This window comes from Cognaticolwellia beringensis (genome assembly GCF_002076895.1).
In the GTDB taxonomy this organism is placed as follows: Bacteria; Pseudomonadota; Gammaproteobacteria; order Enterobacterales; family Alteromonadaceae; genus Cognaticolwellia; species Cognaticolwellia beringensis.
In genome coordinates this window covers 1,380,578-1,399,361 of record NZ_CP020465.1, presented here as the reverse complement: position 1 = coordinate 1,399,361, position 18,784 = coordinate 1,380,578, and the positions used below count along the sequence as shown (strand labels likewise).

The following is an 18,784-nucleotide window of genomic DNA, read 5'->3' as shown; positions in this document are numbered from 1 at the left end:
TAAAGGGAATTATCAATATGACACCTGGTGTTAAGCAATTAAAAAAATTAGCTATAGCGTATAAGCTACATCAATATCAGCATGATGTTAATTGTAAATCATACGGTCTAGAAGCAGCTGAGAAACTAAACGTCAGTGCTGAAACCGTTTTCAAAACCTTGGTTGTTGAAGTTGATAGTCGTTATTTAGCGGTTGCTATAATCCCGGTGATAAAACAACTCAGTTTAAAGAAGTTAGCCAAAGTTCTTCTCGCTAAAAAAATTAAAATGGCAGATGCAAATAAAGTACAAAACTCAACTGGCTATGTACTAGGCGGGGTTAGTCCATTAGGGCAAAAAAAAACCTTAGTAACCGTATTAGATAAAAGTGCAGAAGTGTTAAATACCGTTTTTGTTAGTGGTGGTAAGCGCGGTTTAGAAATAGAGTTACCGCCAGAAAACCTTGTACTATCGCTGCAAGCTATTTATGCTGATATAAGCAGCGAGTAATATATACTAAGCTTAATTACGTAACCTTAAGAGTTAATAGCTAGGAGTTGATATGCCAATAAATATTATTTTGTTTATCTTTATCTTCTTACTTTCGACAAATAGCATGGCAAACCAATCCTATAAGGTCGTGGTGGGGTTATCAAAACCTCCTTATGTTATTGAAGAAAGTCAAACTGGTTTTGAATTAGAGTTAATTCAGCAATTATTAACCTTGATTGGCAAAGAGCCAGAATTTATTTTCATCCCTTATGGTCGTTCCGAGAAAATGCTCGCATTACCAGATATTGATGCTGTATTGACAGTGAATGAGAAAATATTTCCGAATAGTCAGTACCTAAGCAAAAGTTACATTAGCTATGAAAATGTGGCTATATCCATGAAAAAAAATGCGATATCACTCAATAATGTTGCGGAATTAGCCGATTATTCTATTGCAGCATTCCAGTTAGCCCACAAAGCATTGGGAGCAGAATTTTCCGCAGCAGTTACTAATAGTTCGATTTATATTCAAGTCGCCAATCAAGAAAAACAAGTTGAGTTGCTGCTGCTAGGTCGAGTAGATATCATCGTAATGGATACTAAAATATTTTTACACTTTTTGAATAAACTCAGTAAAACGGTAAAACAAAGTGATATTCAAATTCACCATATTTTTCCGTTAAGTCCGTATCAGGTAGCATTTAAAAATAGTGGAGATGTCGAAGTATTTAACTCTGCTTTAAAAACCTTTAAAGCGAGCAATAAATATCAAAATATCATTGAAAAATATAATTTTTAATTATTAGGCATTAATATCACTTTACCATCACTTTTATGTTTCGCGTAGTGATCTAATGCTTCGGAAAAATCATCAAAGCCCACGCTGGCATAAATATCTGTCTTAAAAACGTCTTGAGCAAACAGTTTTTGCACTTTAGAACTTAGTGATAATACCTGTAATACAGAGGCATCACCAATGTATTTTGCCAACCAAAAACCTTCTACTTTGATATCACGAAATATGACATCAGCAACGCTAAATAAACCACCAAGCGCATCATGAGTTTCAGTTAAACGACCATAAACTATGGCTGTAGAACTATTGGGCATCGCTTTTAAAACTCTAGGGGTATCGTTAGCTGCAACAGCATCTAATAAAACTTTAGCGTTGAGTTTTTTCGCCCAATGCTTTAATGATTCATCAAAATTTTCATGTGAAGTTAGTAAGACACAATCGGCTCCTAAAGCTTGCAAAACCTCAACATTCGCTTCACTACGAACAGTCGCTATAGTTTTAATACCTTTAAGCTTTGCATAACGGATAACCCCCTTACCTACTTGACTTGCCCCTGCATTAATAACGATGGCTTTACTGCCAAGAGCTATGGCCCGCTCTACTAAGCAAACAGATGTACATGGGTTAACGATAATCGTTGCCGCTTGGTCATCACTTAATTCTTTTCGCACCGGTAAACAAAAATTTATTTTTGTAATAGCATATTCAGCCCATACGCCATCAATACCGGGTTGTGCTGATAGAGCTACGCGCTTGCCCTTTAACCACCGGCCGTAAAGCCCAGCATTAGCTTCGACTACAATGCCACAACCTTCAAAGCCAACAAAGGCACCATCTTGTGCTGCTAGACCATATTTACCTAGCAAATACATTAAATCAGAGGGATTAACGGGTGTGGCCAACATTTTAACTAATACTTGCCCAGGCTTAAGCTCAGGTAATGTTTTTTCAATGCGCTTTATTCTTTGCGAAGGTTTTAGCTCATTTTCATCACTTAGAACCAAAGCGAAACCTTTAACCGTTTTGAACATATTGTCTGTCAATGTTAACTCCTCTTATTTTCATGATATAAACAGCATACCTGAGAAAAGCTAACTGACAAATGGCTTAAGTATATAATGAACACAATTAGCGTGCATGCAAACTCTACAGTTTTTTAAATGGGAGATAGTGTTAATACCAATATTATGAATTATTAGATGGTTACTGCGGATATAATAAGCTCAAGTTAAAGTAATTATTATTTATATCAGCTGGGGTATGCTGATTTTTTAGCTTTTAAAATCAATTAAGTTGTTTAAATTATTAATATTTATCCTGCAATGGTCACAAACGCCAATCAACGTTTTACAAATGAATCCACTTTGCTTTGTAGTTAAGTGCAGTCTTGTGCTTGCCACAGCAATCGTATTTGTAGGGGTTGTTCAATAATGACGTGATCAAGCTCCAACTTTCGGCCGTTAACACTATAGCGAAATTTTTTCAGCGTTGTTGTCGCTTTATTCACGTCATCAAAGTGTTTTATAGATGCTTTAATGCTTATAGCTATAAAGCATCTATTGGAGGTATTATATTACTAATAATCCCAGTTTATAATTAACTATGACTTGAGTTTAGAATAGATAAATTTTCAGTGTAACTTATTCAGTTAAAGCACTTTAGCAGCATAATTTGTAAGTAGTTTAGCTATTTGAGCTTTTGGGGTTCTGGTCAGTCGCTTGATTAAGCTAAAAGGTATATTCTCTAAACCATAGCGCTCGCTAATATCCTTTAACATAATTAACCATAATTCAGCGGTCATTTCTGCATCAAATAACGCTCGATGAAAACTGCCATCGGCGGCGATGTTTTTATAATTAATTAACGTGCCTAACTTATGATTTGGTGCATCTTGATAAATACGTCGCGACACTAATAATGAACAAGTAAATTCGCCTAAAACCTGACGCCCCAAGTTTGAAAACTCAGCCGTAAGAAAACGAGAGTCAAAAGAGGCATTGTGCGCGAGTAAATTGCTTTCGCCTATAAAGTCAGCAAAGTCGGTCATAACCTCTGCACACGGAAGTGCTGTAGCCAACATGGTATTACTAATACCGGTATAGTTTTCAATAAAACTATTGATGCGTCGCCCTGGATTCATCAAGGCTTGAAATCTGTCAGTTACAATGCCGTTTTCAAGTTTAACTGCACCAATTTCAATGGCGCGATCCCCTTGATCAGGTGATAAACCTGTTGTTTCAAAATCCAGTACGACTATCGAGTTAGCTAACACTAACGTTTCCTCAGTAATTAATAAGTATGGAACATAAAAATTCAATAAATGAAATTATCTCATAGTTTTATACCAGATACATTAACATCGAATAGCGGGGCTTTATTAGTACGTTAAAATAACTAAATCAACCTGCTATTTTATCAAGTGGGTGCTTTTCTGCTGCGGGTCGCAATGCCAAAGCACTGCTTATCTTTCAAAACATTTACATGCTAGAGGTATACACTGCTAGGTTTGGTTAAATGCTTGTTTCTAAGCTATCCTTACCAAACCTGTGCAAGTCAATGCAATGCATATAAACCTTAAACTAAGAATAAATAACAGGGATAGAAAATGCGCTACAGTCATCTAGGTTTCATTTTTTTATGTTCATTATTTACGTTAACTAGCAGTTTAGCGGCTGACAACAACACTCCATCAAAACGTTTTACCGCGATGCGAGTGTTTGATATGGAATATGCCACCGACCCTCAGATTTCACCTGACGGTAAGCACATTACTTATGTGCGCCACTCTATGGACAGAATGAGTGATAATGACCAAAGCCACATTTGGTTGCTCGATATTGCTAAAGGCACGCACCTACCATTAATTGATGGCGAAGCGCCTTCTCATTCTCCTCGATGGTCACCAGATGGAAAAACATTAGTTTTTGTTAGCGCAACTGACGGTAAGCCTGAATTAAGGTTGTTATATGTGCAATCAGACCGACATATTGCCTTAGCTCAATTTGCCAGCGCTCCGTCACGCGCCATCTGGTCTCCTGATGGCAAACACATAGCTTTCAATATGTTTGTCAAAGGTAAAAGTCCAAGCTTTGCCCCAGCTGTTGATAAGCCCGAAGGTGCACAATGGAATGATGCAATGAAGGTATATGACGATCTTACATTTCGATTTGATGGAAGAGGCTATTTAGATGAAGGTACCACGCAAGTGTTTACGATACCGATTGAAGGCGGCTCTGTACGCCAATTAACTCATGGCGATGCTGATATGAATACTTCAGCTTGGTTAGACAAAGATACACTACTAGTTACGGGTAATTCAGCAGAAGACCGCGACATGGACTTCATTGAAAGCGAGATATATGCCATTGAATTGCAGGATTTGTCGATAACAGCATTAACTAAGCGTGACGGTCCAGATGCTGGTGCAACGGTTTCGCCTAATGGCAAATATATCGCCTATATTGGTTATGACGACAAGGTGCTGTCCTATCAACAAAGTAATTTATATATCATGAACGCAGATGGCACTAATGCTCGAGAAATAGCCGCTGACTTCTCTGGTAGCATTGGACAAATAAAATGGCATTCGACAAGTAAATCATTGTATTTTTCATCTGAGGATCACGGCGTAATTAGCCTGTATCGTACTGACTTAAAAGATAATATTTCAAAAATATTGACTGGAATTGGTGGTGGTTCTATCGGCCGCCCCTATGCCAATGGTAGTTTCTCCATCAGTAACCAAAGTAAACCTAAAATTGCCTATATGGCAGGATTTTCTGATCGTCCAGCCGAAGTTGGCTTGAGCGATTATAAAGGTAAGAAACAACAGATTTTAACCAAACTGAATGATGATTTACTGCCTTATCTTGAGATGGCAACAGTTGAAGAGATCAAAGTTAAATCCAGTCATGATGGTAAAGAAATTGAAGCTTGGGTGGCTTTTCCACCTGATTTTAAAGCCGATGGTAGCTTTCCTATGATTTTAGAGATACATGGTGGTCCTTACACTATGTACGGTCCTTACTTTGCTAGCGAAATGCAACGTTACGCTGCTGAAGGTTATGTCACTGTTTGGGCTAATCCTCGCGGCTCAACAGGTTATGGTGAAGACTTTGCGCTAGAAATTGATCGCGCTTACCCTGGTAATGATTACCATGATTTAATGAGTGTAGTGGATGAAATAGTGGCTCGTCAGTATGTCGACGATAAACGTTTATTTGTCACCGGTGGCTCTGGCGGCGGAATTTTAACCGCTTGGATTGTAACTAAAACCCAAAGGTTTGCTGCTGCGGCGTCAATAAAACCGGTAATTAACTGGATGACAATGGCATTGGCCGGTGATATTGCCCCTTATGTTAGACGACATTGGATACGTGAAGACCCTTGGTCTAACCCTGAAGCATTCCTAAAGTTTTCCCCTATTCGCTATGTTGATAAAGTTAAAACTCCAACTTTGATGATGGTGGGGGAAGAAGATTATCGAACGCCTGCATGGGAGGCTGAGCAGTTTTATACTGCACTTAAAATGTTAGGTGTTGATACGGCACTGATCAGAGTGCCCAGCGCACCGCATTATATTGCGTCACGCCCTAGCCGTTTAATTGCTAAAACCGATAACATTATGGGCTGGTTTGCTAAATATGATGTAGCAAAAGCAGATCAGCAGGACAAAGTAGCGAAGCAAGATTAATAGCATTTAAGGTATGTGCGGCCTTTGGTAAAACCTGCCGCACATCGCGTTATTTCATCAAAATTTATAACAACTGTTTACATTGAACAAGCCAAACGACAGTTGGTTTTAACGCTATTAAAACATAAATAAAACCGTAAAAAACATCAATATCAATGAATTACTCGTACTTCAACTATATATCAGCTTGCAAAAAGCTAATCTTACAGACAACTACATCGAGTAGTCTAGCCTTCCAATAATATTTTAAAATGGGTTTATTGATCAGCTCAACTGATCGAAAGTTATGATTTAATTTATAAAAAGAAAACCAAAAGCTATTTGTAGCCGTATGTAGACTTATAAGTAACTCACGAGATATTTATATGTTTTCATTATTTATAAAGCACGAAACTAAAAAATTAAACAAACGTTATGAGGAAAAACTTGCAAAAGCTATCTGTGCGCAAAAACACGGTGATATAAGTGCTTTTTCAATGTTCGCTGAAGAAGCACTTATAATTAGACAAAAAATACAAGCATTAGAAAAACCCACAAAAGCATAACGTTAACTTCTAAGCTAAAATAATATAATTAAACTAGCTACAATTTAGCGACTTTATATCAGGCACTAAATGTTTTCATAACTCAGTCCTAATGAAGCTAAAAGGAATTAAAGATGGAACCTATTAATATTTTGGTTGCGCAACTTCGCGATATTGCCCGAGGTGCTATTGAAGTTATGCCGCAATTATTGATTGCATTAGTCATAATATTGTTAACTTACGCTTTCGCTAAATTAGCAAAAAACATAGCACAACGTATTCTTAAAAAAACAAAATTACGTAAGAGCTTAATCAATTTACTGATTCTATTTTCTTCGATAGCAATTTGGATTATTGGTATCATGATTGCCGCCATTATCGCTTTCCCAGGTCTAACCCCAACCAAAATGCTTGCCGGTTTAGGTATCGGCTCTGTTGCTATTGGTTTTGCATTTAAAGATATATTTGAAAATTTTTTAGCCGGCATTATCATTTTGATTCGTAAAGAAATGCGCATTAATGACTTTATTGCCTGTGAGGGTTATGAAGGCACCGTTGAAACAATACTCGTGCGTGAAACACATATTCGTCAACCCGATGGTGAATTAGTAATACTGCCTAATAGTATATTATTTAAGAACCCACTCACGATACGAACAGATCTTGACCAGCGAAGAACAACCATTGTTTGTGGCGTAGGCTATGGCGAAAATGTAGATGAGGCAAGAGCAGTTATAAAACAAGCTGTAACCGACTGTAAAACTGTTATTAGTGATTCTCGACCCGTACAAATATTTGCCAACGAGTTTGCAGACTCATCAATAAATTTTGAAGTGACTTGGTGGACAGGCTCTAAGCCCCTAGACATTCGAGAGTCTCGAGATGAAGTTGTGGCTGCAGTAAAATCTGCGCTTGATAAATCGGGTATCGAAATACCTTTCCCTTATCGTACGCTTACTTTTAATCAACCCATTAGTGTTAACACGGATAAACAGCAAGATAAATCATCTGAATAATTAATCTTGGTAATATGTAATCAACGATATTAATTTAATATAAACAAATCTTATGATGAAGTAATATCATTTATTTACAGCTGCTTTAGCACATAATCTAATGATAAATTCTGACTTTAGCATAATATAGCCCTTGTGATTTAATCAGCTATTAGATGATATTTCTAACGCTTTTATTTGAACTGCTATTTTTTCAGCTTCAGCAGTAATCATGGCATAGCCTTTAATATCGCCATTTCTTTGGGCATGCATAGCGAGCTCAAGCTTGGCTTCATAGCGCTTATTTAACTTTTTTAGTGGGTCTGACTTAAATATTGAAAACATAATTAATTACCAGTTGGTGAGTTAATGACGATTATACGATGTAAAAGGTATTTTGGTTTTTATTTATAATACTTTTTAAATAAACAAAGAATTAGCGCTATTCTTAGTCGATAAAAAGCCGTATCTTTATTGATACGTCATGGTGAAAGCGAAAATATACAATTAATTTGCCCATTGCTTCGAGCAAGATATTAATTAATCCAAATTGAACAATTATTTAGCCCTATTGATATAATATAAAACTAACGATTAAAGAAAAGTCTATATGTTACAAATACTCAGCCTTTGCACACTGCTCATTCTCATTTTTACCTTACTGCCTTTATGGCGACACCCACATTGGCTGATCAGAGGTATGGACTTTCCGCGTTTGCAATTTATGATATTTGCCGCTGCGTTATTAATTGCCCAACTGCTATTGTTAGATCGAGAAACAATAGTCGTACAGACATTAATTTTTGCCACTACGACATGTTTAATATGGCAATTATGGTGGATATTACCTTTTACTCTTTTATGGCGTAAAGAGGTAGCAACATCAAATGATAACACCGCTGAAAAGCAACTGAGTATATTGACATCGAATGTATTCACCCCTAATCGTAACGCTAAAGCCTTAATCAGTTTAGTTAAACAGCATAAGCCTGACGTGTTAGTGACTCTTGAGTCCGACCAATGGTGGCAAGACCAGCTTAAAGTGATTGAAACTGATATGCCTTACAGCATTAAATGCCCGCTCGATAACCTTTATGGCATGCATGTTTATTCAAGGCTGCCGCTAGACGAGCAAGAATTATGTTACTTAGTTGAGCAAGATGTGCCGTCGATACATGTGTGCTTAACATTACGAACCGGCGATAAAGTGCGTGCCCATTTTCTTCATCCAGCGCCACCTAGTCCAACAGAAAACCCTGAATCGGCTGAGCGTGATGCAGAATTAATTATGGTGGCGAAAAGCGTTGCAAAGAGCAAGCAACCGGTGATTGTAACCGGCGATCTTAATGACGTTGCTTGGTCTGCAACCACTCGATTGTTCCGTAAAATTAGTGGTTTGTTAGATCCTCGTGTCGGCCGCGGCGCCTTTAACACTTTTCACGTAGATTACCCAATTGCCCGTTGGCCATTAGATCATTTATTTCACAGCTCGCATTTTACACTACGTGATATACAACGCTTACCGTCTATTGATTCAGATCATTTCCCTTTGCTAACTAGACTAGTATTTACTTTCCCACACGGCAGTGACCAAGAAGGTATAAAAGCCGAAGCAGAAGAAGAAAAATGGTCTGAAGAGATCACAAATCAAAAACAAGTCAGTAAAAATGATGTACCAACGCCTGCTGAATAGGATTAAGCAATTAAAATTTATACTCTTTTTATAAAATAATTTCAGCTTTATAAATTAAAACTTGAAATATCAGAAGCTTGTTCTAAATTAAAAGATAACTATGTAAATAGGAGTTTCTTATTCGTTTGCGAATATGATGTTATACAACAAGGAGTGCTAAAAAACATGGATGCTAAAATTAACTTTTCTTCGTATTCTCTAGACGAACTTTATACTTGCGCTGAGTCTATTGATCGAGATTTATATCCTCAAAGAGCAAAAGAAATAGATGACATAATTCGTCAGAAAGAAACTGAATGTCCTGAAGAAATTAATAAAACAAAACAAGCAGGAGATAAAGCATCAAAATTTGATCGGTTGGTTGCTTCATTGATTGACTTAGCTATTGCTGTTATCTCATTAATCCCTATATTTTATTTTGTTGGACTTGATGCATTCACTGAACCAACCATAACTTTCATTGGCGCTGTGTTTTTCTATGGCCTACTAACTACCTTAATTTTTCATGGTTACCTTTTGTATTATTATGGACAAACCATAGGCAAACATTATATGTCTATTCGAATTGAGAACTTAGATGGTAGCAAAGCGACTTTATCGACTATTTATCTCAAACGCATGCTGCCAATGCAATTAATTGGGTTTGTACCATCGGTAGGCCAATTTATTTCAGGTATCGTAAACCCATTATTTATTTTTGGTAAGCAAAGACGTTGCTTACACGACTATGTAGCCAAAACAAAAGTTAGCTATACCGATACATAACAAACCTTTGCTAATGAATAAAAAGCAAAGGTTATCGCATCACTGGCTTGTTGGGTCTATTTTAGGCGTTTCACTATTTTTTTAAACGGAGTTTCAATATGAGAAAAGAATTCGAATTTACAGTAAAAGATCATAAAGTTAAAATTGTAAATTCATGGTCACGTGGTACAAAACTTTATATCGACGGTGATTGTAGAGATCAAGACACTAGTTTTCTCGCTAATGGTAAAACCGCACTTCTCTCTGCGAAGCTTGGTGAACTCGGTATTCTAGAAGTTTTTCCCAAATCAGCGTTAATCTCTGTGGAAATGGAAGCGTTTCTGATCAAAGGTCATGAAAAACAGCATGTGTATAGTTCGCAAAAACGATTAAGCCTAACAGAACAAAGATTGGCAAAATGAATCAAAATTAATAAAATAATGGCTTAGTATCACTACTCAGCCATTTTTGAATTTTGAAAGAAAAAATCACATTTGCTTATCAATACGCACAGTACCATTGGCGAGATAAATCATACGAATATCATCTTTTTGTTGAAATAGCATACGGTGATCTAAGTCTTGTATCACCATATATTCATCACCATTTTCAACTTTAATCATTAGCTCAACTAGCAATAACGTTTTTTCATGATATTTAGGGTTTCTATCATGGGCTATTGAACCACCAATAATTGCGCCTAATACCGTGGCGACACCTCGGCCACTGCCGCTACCAAATTGATTGCCTATCGCGCCACCAATCAGCGCACCGCCAAAGGTTTTCCAGCCAGCATTTTTATCTTGTATCAGCTCCTGTTCAGTAATATTACGTACTGACATTACTTGACCAAACAGCACTTTTTCAACTGGCACAGCTTTATTTCGCTCATATTCAGCATTTGCAAAGGGGATTAGTGCCAACCAACAAATTAACGTTATATAGATTGTCTTCATTTTGCCCACCTTTTATTTGATAAACAACATCCTTAGTCAGCGACTTAAAAATAAATATTTTGTAGAAGTAGCTAACTAATTTTCAACGGAAATATCAATTATCTATCTAGCTTTAAACTTACCAACCTACTGATTCTTTTGCTTTAGTTTTACGAATTTCAGTTTCATCTGCCCACTCAACTAAACCACTTTCAAGATCCATTAAACGCAGGGTAAACTTGTAATAAACGTCTGACTTATCTTGGTTACTTTTTACGATACTCGATAAGTTACCGTATAACATATATTGCGCGCCGATTTGGCGGCCAAACTGAGTCGCTTTACTTGCGTCAACCATACCACCGTCATGTTGAAATTTAAGTTGTTCACGTGCTGCTTCTACTCTGCCCATATCAACAAAGCGGAACTTGCCTGAACGCAAAAGCTTAGTAGAAATTGAGTCAGTTATTGACTCAGTATCAATATGCTCACTGGTTTTATTTTTTAAACGTTCCACAAACATTACTGGACGCGTGTTTTGCGTTAATGTGCCAACAACGGGTGATAATAATAACGAGTCGGTCATTTGGGCGGCAACTTTTTGTAAATCGGTTGAGCCAAAGTTAATATCAGTCGTTTCTACCGCGGTGGCATCACCATAGCGAACCACTGATTTATTAGCACAACCCGCTGCAATTACTAGGGTTAAGCCGAGTGTTGTTACCAGTGCTAATTTATTCATAATGCTTTTCCTTAACAATTAATATTTGTATGCTTTTTCAGGGATTTCGCGGACATAAACACTAAAAGTGCTGACATTAATGTTCGGCGCTAATCCTCGTAAAGTTGTTGATTGTTTACCGTGTAATTCTAAAGGAACCCAAGGTGTTTTTCCGGCTTCAATAACAAAGCCAGCTTCGTCAAACCAATTAAAATGATATTGTAATTTTTGCGATTTATCATAACGACTGGTCAAGGTTAAATTTATTTCCAGTAAGTCATTACTTTTACGTGATTTAACATCACTAATAAATAATCGCTTCGCTAAAGCTTTGTTATGAACTTCAAGGTGTTTACTAAAGTCATCGCCTTGCGTCATCGCACTAGTGCCTGTGCCTGAGGTTACAGGAGGCTTTTTATTTGCGCACCCAGCAGTAACAATAGCACTGACTAATATTACCGCTACACTGCCAATGATTTTTTGACGAGTATTGAGCGTGTTTTTGCTATTTAACATATTTCCTCCTGATTCATTATTCATTTAACATTATTTTATAGGTTAATCGCTTGATGACCAGTATAGCTACCGATAACTGAAAAATTAATCAAGGTAATTCTATTGGGTAGTACATCTACTTCAATATTTTTTTGTTGTCCATTAACCTGCACTTGCAATATTTGCTTACCTACCGGTACATCCATACGCACTATATCAACTTGATCTGGTAATGTAGACCAACTGCGAGTATCAGCCTTTTCAGAAGCAATATTATAAATACTGGCTAAAATATTACCGACATCACCGGCTTCTCGGCTAAGCTTTTGTCGTACTTGCTCTTTGGCAACAACTCGCACTACTTGCCTGGTGAGAAGTATCGGTAGTTGATCTTTTAAATCTTTCGCCGCTAACGATTGAATTCGCACAATTTCATTCGATTGATAACTTTCACCCGCACTGTTAAAGATAAGCTTATTATGCTGTGGCAAAGCTCCTTCATAAACAGGTAAAGAAAAACTGAAAAATTTAAACCCGTTATTGCTTCGACCTACTGGCAGGTTTAAACCAATATCTTGCTTACTGTTAACAATACCTCGCTCGACAAGCACAACCACTTGCCCTTTACCTTTAGATTCTCGAGCTTGATATTTACCAAAGCGTTGTTGGAAACTGACTAAATCATCTTGCATACCTAACTTGCTTGCCAGCCGTAAAACATCTTGTTGCAAATAATGATTTTCTGGGTATATTTCGATCGCTCGCTTAAAATCGATGTAAGCATCATTTAATTCGCCACTGGCTTCATATAAAACACCAGAAAGATAAAAGGTAAAAGCATTTTGAAAGCCATTTTTCACTTTGCCAATGGCACTATCCATACTTGGGTAGCCACCTTGCAAACTATCGGTACTCATGCCCGAGTTATGAAGCTCATTTTGTGCTTTATATATTTCATCCTTATAAGCTTTAAGTGCGGCCTCTTGAACTAAATTCGCACGACGTATCTCAACTAACGCACCGGATAAGTCATTCTGAAATAGATAATTTAACGCTTGATAACTATGAAGCATGCTTTGTTCATAATAAGGTACTTCATAAGACGTCGCATTATCATTACTGACCACAGCACCTAACTTTTCGATACCTTTACTGATTTGAATTTTCGCTTTGTTACGTTGCTCTTCAACTTGAACATAGGCTTGAGCAAAGGTTTTTTGGCTAGTTGGCCAATCAGCGGCTAAAAACTGTAAGCGCCCTCTTTCTAGCAAGCTTAATACATAAGTATTATTGCTTTGGTCACGTTCACCCAGCAGGTTTTGCGCTTTAAGAAAGTCGCCTTGTCGCTGTGCCAATTTCACCGGTTGCATTTGGCTATTGTAACCTTGAAAGAGATCAGAAAGTTGAAAGGTTGCGCAACCAGATAGCACGGAGATAATAATTGCGATGACAACGACACGATTAGAAAAAGACTTAAACATTAAGTTAATTTATTTCCATAAAAATTTTACTGCGCTTAATTATCTTTTTATAAATAAATAAAAAAATTTTCGATTTTTTAACTATTGATAAAAGTAAGCTTATTTAAGACGAGTAGCAATACTTACTTTAATGAAAAATGTAAGAAAACTATATTTGGCGGCGAACTGCGCAATAAATGACATAACGTATTTTTGATGGAACAACATATTGTTATTTATTCATGTAATAGCGTTTAATGAAATGGTTACCAATAAACGCTATTGACGCTTGTAAAGTTCAGTATTAATAAGAGCTTAAAGATTCTCCAGTGTTCAGGTTATATCTATCTTTTAATCTTTTTTTAATCTGTTTTTTAATCTGTTTTTTAATCTAGTTTTAATCTATTTCTTATGCGCTAAGTTACTGATATAAAACTGCGTTTAAACCAATAATCAAGGCTGACATAGCGCCCGCCGCCGATAAAAAACAATGCCAATAGCATAATAAAATATGTCGCTGCGAATTCAATACCGTTATTTAAAATAGTAATGTTGCCGCTACTGGTAAGCCATTCGTAGTTACCATGCTCCTGCAAAATAGAAATAATTACTTCTTTTTTCTCAACCGACGCCTCTACTCGCTCATTAGCGAAGGGGGCATTGGCATCTGCAATCGCTTGCCAACCATATTGTCCGTGAACTGAAGTCATAGCAATGAACATGGTAAACATCAAAGGAACAGCCATTAAACGTACGCCTAAGCCTAATAATAATGCAATGGCACCAATAACCTCAGCACCAACGGCTAAAATAGCCAGAATATACGGAAACGGTAATCCTAAGCCCCAATTATCATTACCAAACCATTGCACTATATTGTCAAAACCGTCTATTTTAGTCGTGCCCGCCATCCAAAAAATAGGTACTAAATATAAACGTAATAGTAACGGGGCAAGAAAATCCAACTTTCTCGTTGAATTTAATAGACAGTAACCTTTATTCAATAGTGCTTTTACCATGTTTATTCCTATTTGCTTTAGTTGTTTATGGGGAACTATTTTATTTGACCCGATAAGTGACTGAGCAATTTCAAAATTTGTCGATAAAATACACATTAAGGCTGTTTAATAAGTCATTTAGCTATAAATAAAGCTTATCTCTTTAAAGCGAACAACATTATTATAACGTTTCAACTTCCGCTAATGCTTGAGTAAATTCAGCTAGTTCTAATTCAAAACAGGCTTCATTTTCCTGCCAGTCGAGGCCGATAATAACGCCATCTTCTAGTAAGTCTTCAACCCAAAACTCCATCCAATCTGCAATCTTAATAGCAGCGGGTTTATAGTCAGCCCATTCTTCAACACAATGGCTTATAGCAAGTGCCTCGGTTGACCAAAGCGGCATGACTTCCGTATTTTCAAAATTTACTGAATCTAGTACTACCCAGTCTTCGCTGTTTTTATCTTGTAACGCCCAAAGAGTTTGGGTGTCTTTAACTTGATTTAAAAATGACTTCAATGTTGTTTCAGTGCTCATTTGTTTTATTACCTTAAGAACGTTTTTTATATTATACCAATTGAATTAAATCAGAGGATATTAATTTGTTATTACTTGTAAGTGTTGCTCAGGAATTGCAGACATTAATGGTGATAAATTGGAGCTTGGACTTGTGGGCTGCAACCAAACATTAATATTTTCAGGCAAAATCAACACTGGCATACGATGATGATATTGTTCGCATAAGCTGTTTGGCTTGGTGGTTAATATCACCACTTGCGGTTGGGTGTTAACACCATAATAGCTTACCCCAGCCATGTATAATGGCTGTTCTTGTGCATGACTAAAATAATATTTTTGCTTTTTACTGCCCTCTTTTCGCCATTCATACCAACCACTACACGGTATTAAACACCGATGAGAGGCAAATGCTTGGGCAAACGTAGGCTTAATGTCAACAGTTTCACTTTGGGCATTAATCAGCAAACGTTTCGACCAAGACGGTTGAATTCCCCATTGCATATTAACTTGGGTGAGTTGCTCGTGTGACTGCACAATGGTAGATACGGATTCACTTGGACACAAATTGTCATTACTTTCGCTATTAAAGTTAACACCTGTCGTTTCACTTACAATTTTACATAACGGATAGTCAATAATACTAAGTCTGCCACACATGCTTTTATCCTGGTCTTTGCTACTTAAGCGATAGATGAATATTATCATCTAATATCCCCTTAATAGTAACTTCAAGTTTCAAAATTAAACCTAAACAAAGCTGCATAATGAAGTGGAGCAGGTATACCTATTAATTTAACCTTCTGTTAAGCTGCAGTTAATCATATATAAGTAACAGAATAATCATTGAAAATTGAGATTGTAAAGAGTATTTCAGATATTACTGAACATGACTGGCAGCGCTTAAACTGTGATCCTTCGGTATTTTCCAATTATCAATTTTTTCAGAGTTTGGAAAGCAGCGGCTCGGTTTCTAATGATCAAGGTTGGCAACCTCATCATTTACAATTACGTAATAACGATAGCAGTGAAATTAACGCGATATTACCCATGTACGTTAAATCACATTCATGGGGAGAATATGTTTTCGATTGGGCTTGGGCCGATGCGTACCAACAACATAATATTCCTTACTACCCTAAATTAGTCGCTACCACGCCATTTACGCCAGTAACTAGTCATAAACTTCTGTCCAAAAATGTTGCATTTACTGACGTTTTTGAAATATTAACTCACCATTGCCAACATCAACAGTTAAATAGTTGGCATTTATTATATTGCTCGCCAACAGAGCATGAAGCTGAAGATGTTTATCAACGCAACACAGTTCAATTTCATTGGCTTAATTATAACTACCGAGATTTTGAAGATTTTCTTTCCCGCTTTACCGCAAGAAAAAGAAAAAACACTCGCAAAGAGCGACTTTCAATAACACAACAAAACATCGATGTTAGGCGCATAATCGGCAAAGATATCAGTGAAGCAGAATTAACATTTTTCTATTTAACTTATCAGCTAACGTATTTAAAGCGCGGGCATACACCACATTTATCGTTCGAATTTTTTCAATCCATAGTACAAAAACTACCCGAACATATTCTGCTTATCATCGCTAGCTGTAATGGTGAAGATGTCGCCTGTGCTTGGTACTTTTTTGACGATAAACATTTATATGGTCGCTTTTGGGGCTGCACAAAGTCGTACAATAATTTGCATTTTGAATTGTGCTACTACCAAGGTATAGAGTTTTGTATTGAAAATAAGTTGTGCTTATTTCATCCCGGTACGCAAGGCGAACATAAAATACAACGCGGGTTTGAACCTAAGCTTACCACCTCATATCATTGGATTAAACATGCAGGTTTTAGACCCGCCATTAAAGCATTTTGTTTGCAAGAGCAACAACAAATGCGCACTTATCAAGCCCAGTGCCAGCAATTATTACCTTTTAATTCAAACGATGAAAACCGTTAACTACATCAGGCATAATATGAATAAGAATTTTAGCCTTCATTTAAAGTAAACACTTGAGTAATAAATCATGAATAAACCATTTTCCCAAGCATGTGAAAATAATAAGTTACCTATTCTAGCCTTATTAGCAGAAGCTTTTAGCAACAGTAAAAGCGTTTTAGAAGTTGGCTCGGGCACGGGGCAACACGCGGTATTTTTTGCGCCACACATGACGTGGTTAAGTTGGCAAACCAGTGATATGCTTTTAAATCATCAAGGCATCAGCCAATGGTTGCAGGAATATCCTGCGGGGAACTTACTATATCCGATTGAGCTTGATCTTAACCACCCATGGCCAATTGAAAAAGTTGACGCTATTTACACTGCCAATACCTTACACATTGTTAGCTGGCCATTAGTACAAGCCTTTTTTAGTGGCGTATCACAACATTTAAACCAACAAGGAAAACTGTGTATTTATGGACCCTTTAATTATCAAGGTAAATACAGCAGTGAAAGTAATGCCGGTTTTGATATATGGCTTAAAGAGCGTGATAGCCAAAGTGCGATTCGCGATATTGAAGCCATAATAGCATTAGCTGAAAAGGCGGGGTTAACTCTGGAACACGATCACGAAATGCCTGCCAATAATCGTTTACTGGAATTTAGAAAGATAGATTAAGTCCTACCAATGGATATTATATTGACAAAAATCTCACTGCAGAAAAGCAAAATGCGCTAATAGTAAAACTAGCGCATTGTCATATTTGATAACTAAGCCGTGTTATATCAGATAACAATTGAGTTAACTATGTACAGACAGGCACAGACGGCACAGACGGCACAGACAGACTTAAATCGATTGACTAAAAACGACTAATCCGGCACTTTTACTGAAATCTCAATCGACTTAGCATCACCCGCAAGCCACTTCTGTAAATATATGCTACCCACAGCCTCTGCTTTTCCGGGTTCAGGGACTTCTTTAAAACGGATGCTATTTTTGTTTTCTTTTTCAAAAACGAGTTTCACGTTAACTTCTGGCATTTATTTTTCCTATACTATTTTTCTATCTTTTCGGTATTAAACAAAGTCAGTGTTATGCAAGGTTTAAACGTGCAACCAACCACGCAGCAATGTCTCGAATTTCAGTTGGATGTACACTGTGCGCCATAGGATAAGTTTTCCATGTAACCGGATAACCTTTCTCATTAAGTAATTTATTAGCCATTTTACCGGCACTTAATTGCACTACATCGTCATTATCACCATGAAGTTGTAAAATATGAGTGTCGCTGTTAGCCGCACTAAGTTGCTCAGGAAGTGCATCAGCATTAGGTAAGTAACACGACAACGCCATAATACCCGCAAGCTTTTCAGGGAATCGTAACCCCGTAAACATACCCACAACACCACCTTGGCTAAAGCCAGCTAAAATTATATTGCTAGCTGGAATGCCTGCTGAAATTTGCTCAGAAATTAATGCTCGCACTTTAACTTCAGATTCAAGCACACCATCCATATCAGCACGATTATGCAAATCCATACTTTTAATGTCATACCATGAACGCATAACATATCCTTGGTTAATCGTTACAGGTTGCTCAGGTGCATGAGGAAATATAAAACGTACGCTATGGTTTTTAGGTAAACCTAATTCTGGCACTATGGGTGAAAATCCTGCGCCAGAGTCTCCTAAGCCATGTAACCAAATAACACAGGCGGTGGCAGATGATGTAGGTTCGATAGTAATTCGTTCTAATGGGGCAGCAGACATGCTTCTCTCTTTA

Annotated in this window: 22 protein-coding genes; 10 read left to right on the top strand and 12 right to left on the bottom strand. The window is 37.1% G+C overall.

The features are described from left to right. The first annotated feature begins 17 nt into the window (after positions 1–17). Both ybaK and B5D82_RS05885 read left to right on the top strand, forming a co-directional pair. Positions 18–488 carry a Cys-tRNA(Pro) deacylase gene (gene ybaK / locus B5D82_RS05890; RefSeq protein ID WP_081149934.1) on the top strand — a complete coding sequence of 157 codons (471 nt, stop codon included), beginning with the start codon at positions 18–20 and terminating at the stop codon, positions 486–488. Between the two features lie 52 nt (positions 489–540). Further along, on the top strand, positions 541–1,269 hold the full coding sequence (locus B5D82_RS05885; RefSeq protein WP_081149932.1) for a substrate-binding periplasmic protein: 729 nt from the start codon (positions 541–543) through the stop codon (positions 1,267–1,269). Here the strand turns inward: B5D82_RS05885 and B5D82_RS05880 are convergent. Both B5D82_RS05880 and B5D82_RS05875 read right to left on the bottom strand, forming a co-directional pair. Next, positions 1,266–2,309 (bottom strand): zinc-binding dehydrogenase, encoded by a 1,044-nt coding sequence (locus B5D82_RS05880; RefSeq protein ID WP_157673847.1) that lies wholly within the window; start codon positions 2,307–2,309, stop codon positions 1,266–1,268. The genes B5D82_RS05885 and B5D82_RS05880 overlap by 4 nt on opposite strands. 605 nt (positions 2,310–2,914) lie before the next feature. After that, the gene (locus B5D82_RS05875) at positions 2,915–3,538 is read right to left on the bottom strand and encodes a 3'-5' exonuclease (protein ID WP_081149929.1); all 624 of its coding nucleotides are present in this window, start codon (positions 3,536–3,538) and stop codon (positions 2,915–2,917) included. A 333-nt stretch (positions 3,539–3,871) separates the two neighbouring features. On the opposite strand from B5D82_RS05875, the gene B5D82_RS05870 reads away from it, so the two are divergent. From B5D82_RS05870 to B5D82_RS05860, 3 genes are all read left to right on the top strand, one after another. Further along, a complete protein-coding gene (locus B5D82_RS05870; protein WP_245807563.1) occupies positions 3,872–5,959 on the top strand; it encodes an alpha/beta hydrolase family protein in 2,088 nt (695 codons plus the stop codon). A gap of 365 nt (positions 5,960–6,324) precedes the next feature. Beyond that, positions 6,325–6,504 (top strand): DUF6435 family protein, encoded by a 180-nt coding sequence (locus tag B5D82_RS05865; RefSeq protein ID WP_081149928.1) that lies wholly within the window; start codon positions 6,325–6,327, stop codon positions 6,502–6,504. A gap of 113 nt (positions 6,505–6,617) precedes the next feature. After that, positions 6,618–7,499, top strand: coding sequence for a mechanosensitive ion channel family protein (locus B5D82_RS05860; protein WP_081149926.1), 882 nt, complete (start codon positions 6,618–6,620; stop codon positions 7,497–7,499). Positions 7,500–7,643: 144 nt separating this feature from the next. Here the strand turns inward: B5D82_RS05860 and B5D82_RS05855 are convergent, their stop codons facing one another. Beyond that, positions 7,644–7,823, bottom strand: a complete 180-nt coding sequence (locus B5D82_RS05855; RefSeq protein ID WP_081149924.1) for a DUF6435 family protein — start codon at positions 7,821–7,823, stop codon at positions 7,644–7,646. A 265-nt stretch (positions 7,824–8,088) separates the two neighbouring features. Here B5D82_RS05855 and B5D82_RS05850 point away from each other — a divergent pair, with 265 nt between their 5' ends. The 3 genes from B5D82_RS05850 (at position 8,089) to B5D82_RS05840 (ending at position 10,337) form a co-directional block, all read left to right on the top strand. Continuing rightward, positions 8,089–9,171, top strand: coding sequence for an endonuclease/exonuclease/phosphatase family protein (locus tag B5D82_RS05850; RefSeq protein ID WP_081149923.1), 1,083 nt, complete (start codon positions 8,089–8,091; stop codon positions 9,169–9,171). A gap of 165 nt (positions 9,172–9,336) precedes the next feature. After that, complete coding sequence (locus B5D82_RS05845; RefSeq protein WP_081149921.1) at positions 9,337–9,936, top strand: RDD family protein; 600 nt, start codon at positions 9,337–9,339, stop codon at positions 9,934–9,936. A 98-nt stretch (positions 9,937–10,034) separates the two neighbouring features. Further along, on the top strand, positions 10,035–10,337 hold the full coding sequence (locus tag B5D82_RS05840; protein WP_081149919.1) for a hypothetical protein: 303 nt from the start codon (positions 10,035–10,037) through the stop codon (positions 10,335–10,337). 66 nt (positions 10,338–10,403) lie between these two features. On the opposite strand, the gene B5D82_RS05835 is transcribed toward B5D82_RS05840, so the two are convergent. The 7 genes from B5D82_RS05835 to B5D82_RS05805 form a co-directional block, all read right to left on the bottom strand. Next, positions 10,404–10,871: an outer membrane lipoprotein gene (locus B5D82_RS05835; protein ID WP_081149918.1), complete on the bottom strand. Its 468-nt coding sequence runs from the start codon at positions 10,869–10,871 to the stop codon at positions 10,404–10,406. A 118-nt stretch (positions 10,872–10,989) separates the two neighbouring features. Then, the gene (gene lpoB, locus B5D82_RS05830; RefSeq protein WP_081149916.1) at positions 10,990–11,592 is read right to left on the bottom strand and encodes a penicillin-binding protein activator LpoB; all 603 of its coding nucleotides are present in this window, start codon (positions 11,590–11,592) and stop codon (positions 10,990–10,992) included. An 18-nt stretch (positions 11,593–11,610) separates the two neighbouring features. Continuing rightward, on the bottom strand, positions 11,611–12,087 hold the full coding sequence (locus tag B5D82_RS05825; protein WP_081149915.1) for a YcfL family putative periplasmic lipoprotein: 477 nt from the start codon (positions 12,085–12,087) through the stop codon (positions 11,611–11,613). Between the two features lie 35 nt (positions 12,088–12,122). Further along, positions 12,123–13,547, bottom strand: coding sequence for a COG3014 family protein (locus B5D82_RS05820; RefSeq protein WP_172820624.1), 1,425 nt, complete (start codon positions 13,545–13,547; stop codon positions 12,123–12,125). Between the two features lie 395 nt (positions 13,548–13,942). Beyond that, positions 13,943–14,545 (bottom strand): HvfX family Cu-binding RiPP maturation protein, encoded by a 603-nt coding sequence (locus B5D82_RS05815; protein WP_081149913.1) that lies wholly within the window; start codon positions 14,543–14,545, stop codon positions 13,943–13,945. A 160-nt stretch (positions 14,546–14,705) separates the two neighbouring features. Continuing rightward, positions 14,706–15,062, bottom strand: a complete 357-nt coding sequence (locus B5D82_RS05810; RefSeq protein ID WP_081149911.1) for a DUF2750 domain-containing protein — start codon at positions 15,060–15,062, stop codon at positions 14,706–14,708. A gap of 60 nt (positions 15,063–15,122) precedes the next feature. After that, positions 15,123–15,749 carry an SOS response-associated peptidase gene (locus tag B5D82_RS05805; RefSeq protein WP_081149910.1) on the bottom strand — a complete coding sequence of 209 codons (627 nt, stop codon included), beginning with the start codon at positions 15,747–15,749 and terminating at the stop codon, positions 15,123–15,125. A 138-nt stretch (positions 15,750–15,887) separates the two neighbouring features. On the opposite strand from B5D82_RS05805, the gene B5D82_RS05800 reads away from it, so the two are divergent. Both B5D82_RS05800 and B5D82_RS05795 read left to right on the top strand, forming a co-directional pair. After that, a complete protein-coding gene (locus B5D82_RS05800; RefSeq protein ID WP_081149908.1) occupies positions 15,888–17,015 on the top strand; it encodes a GNAT family N-acetyltransferase in 1,128 nt (375 codons plus the stop codon). Positions 17,016–17,082: 67 nt separating this feature from the next. Further along, complete coding sequence (locus tag B5D82_RS05795; RefSeq protein WP_081149906.1) at positions 17,083–17,676, top strand: DUF938 domain-containing protein; 594 nt, start codon at positions 17,083–17,085, stop codon at positions 17,674–17,676. 194 nt (positions 17,677–17,870) lie between these two features. Here the strand turns inward: B5D82_RS05795 and B5D82_RS19995 are convergent, their stop codons facing one another. Together B5D82_RS19995 and B5D82_RS05790 are read right to left on the bottom strand one after the other, a co-directional pair. Continuing rightward, on the bottom strand, positions 17,871–18,041 hold the full coding sequence (locus B5D82_RS19995) for a hypothetical protein (RefSeq protein WP_172820623.1): 171 nt from the start codon (positions 18,039–18,041) through the stop codon (positions 17,871–17,873). Positions 18,042–18,093: 52 nt separating this feature from the next. Continuing rightward, positions 18,094–18,771 (bottom strand): alpha/beta hydrolase, encoded by a 678-nt coding sequence (locus tag B5D82_RS05790; protein ID WP_081149905.1) that lies wholly within the window; start codon positions 18,769–18,771, stop codon positions 18,094–18,096. Positions 18,772–18,784 lie beyond the last annotated feature (13 nt).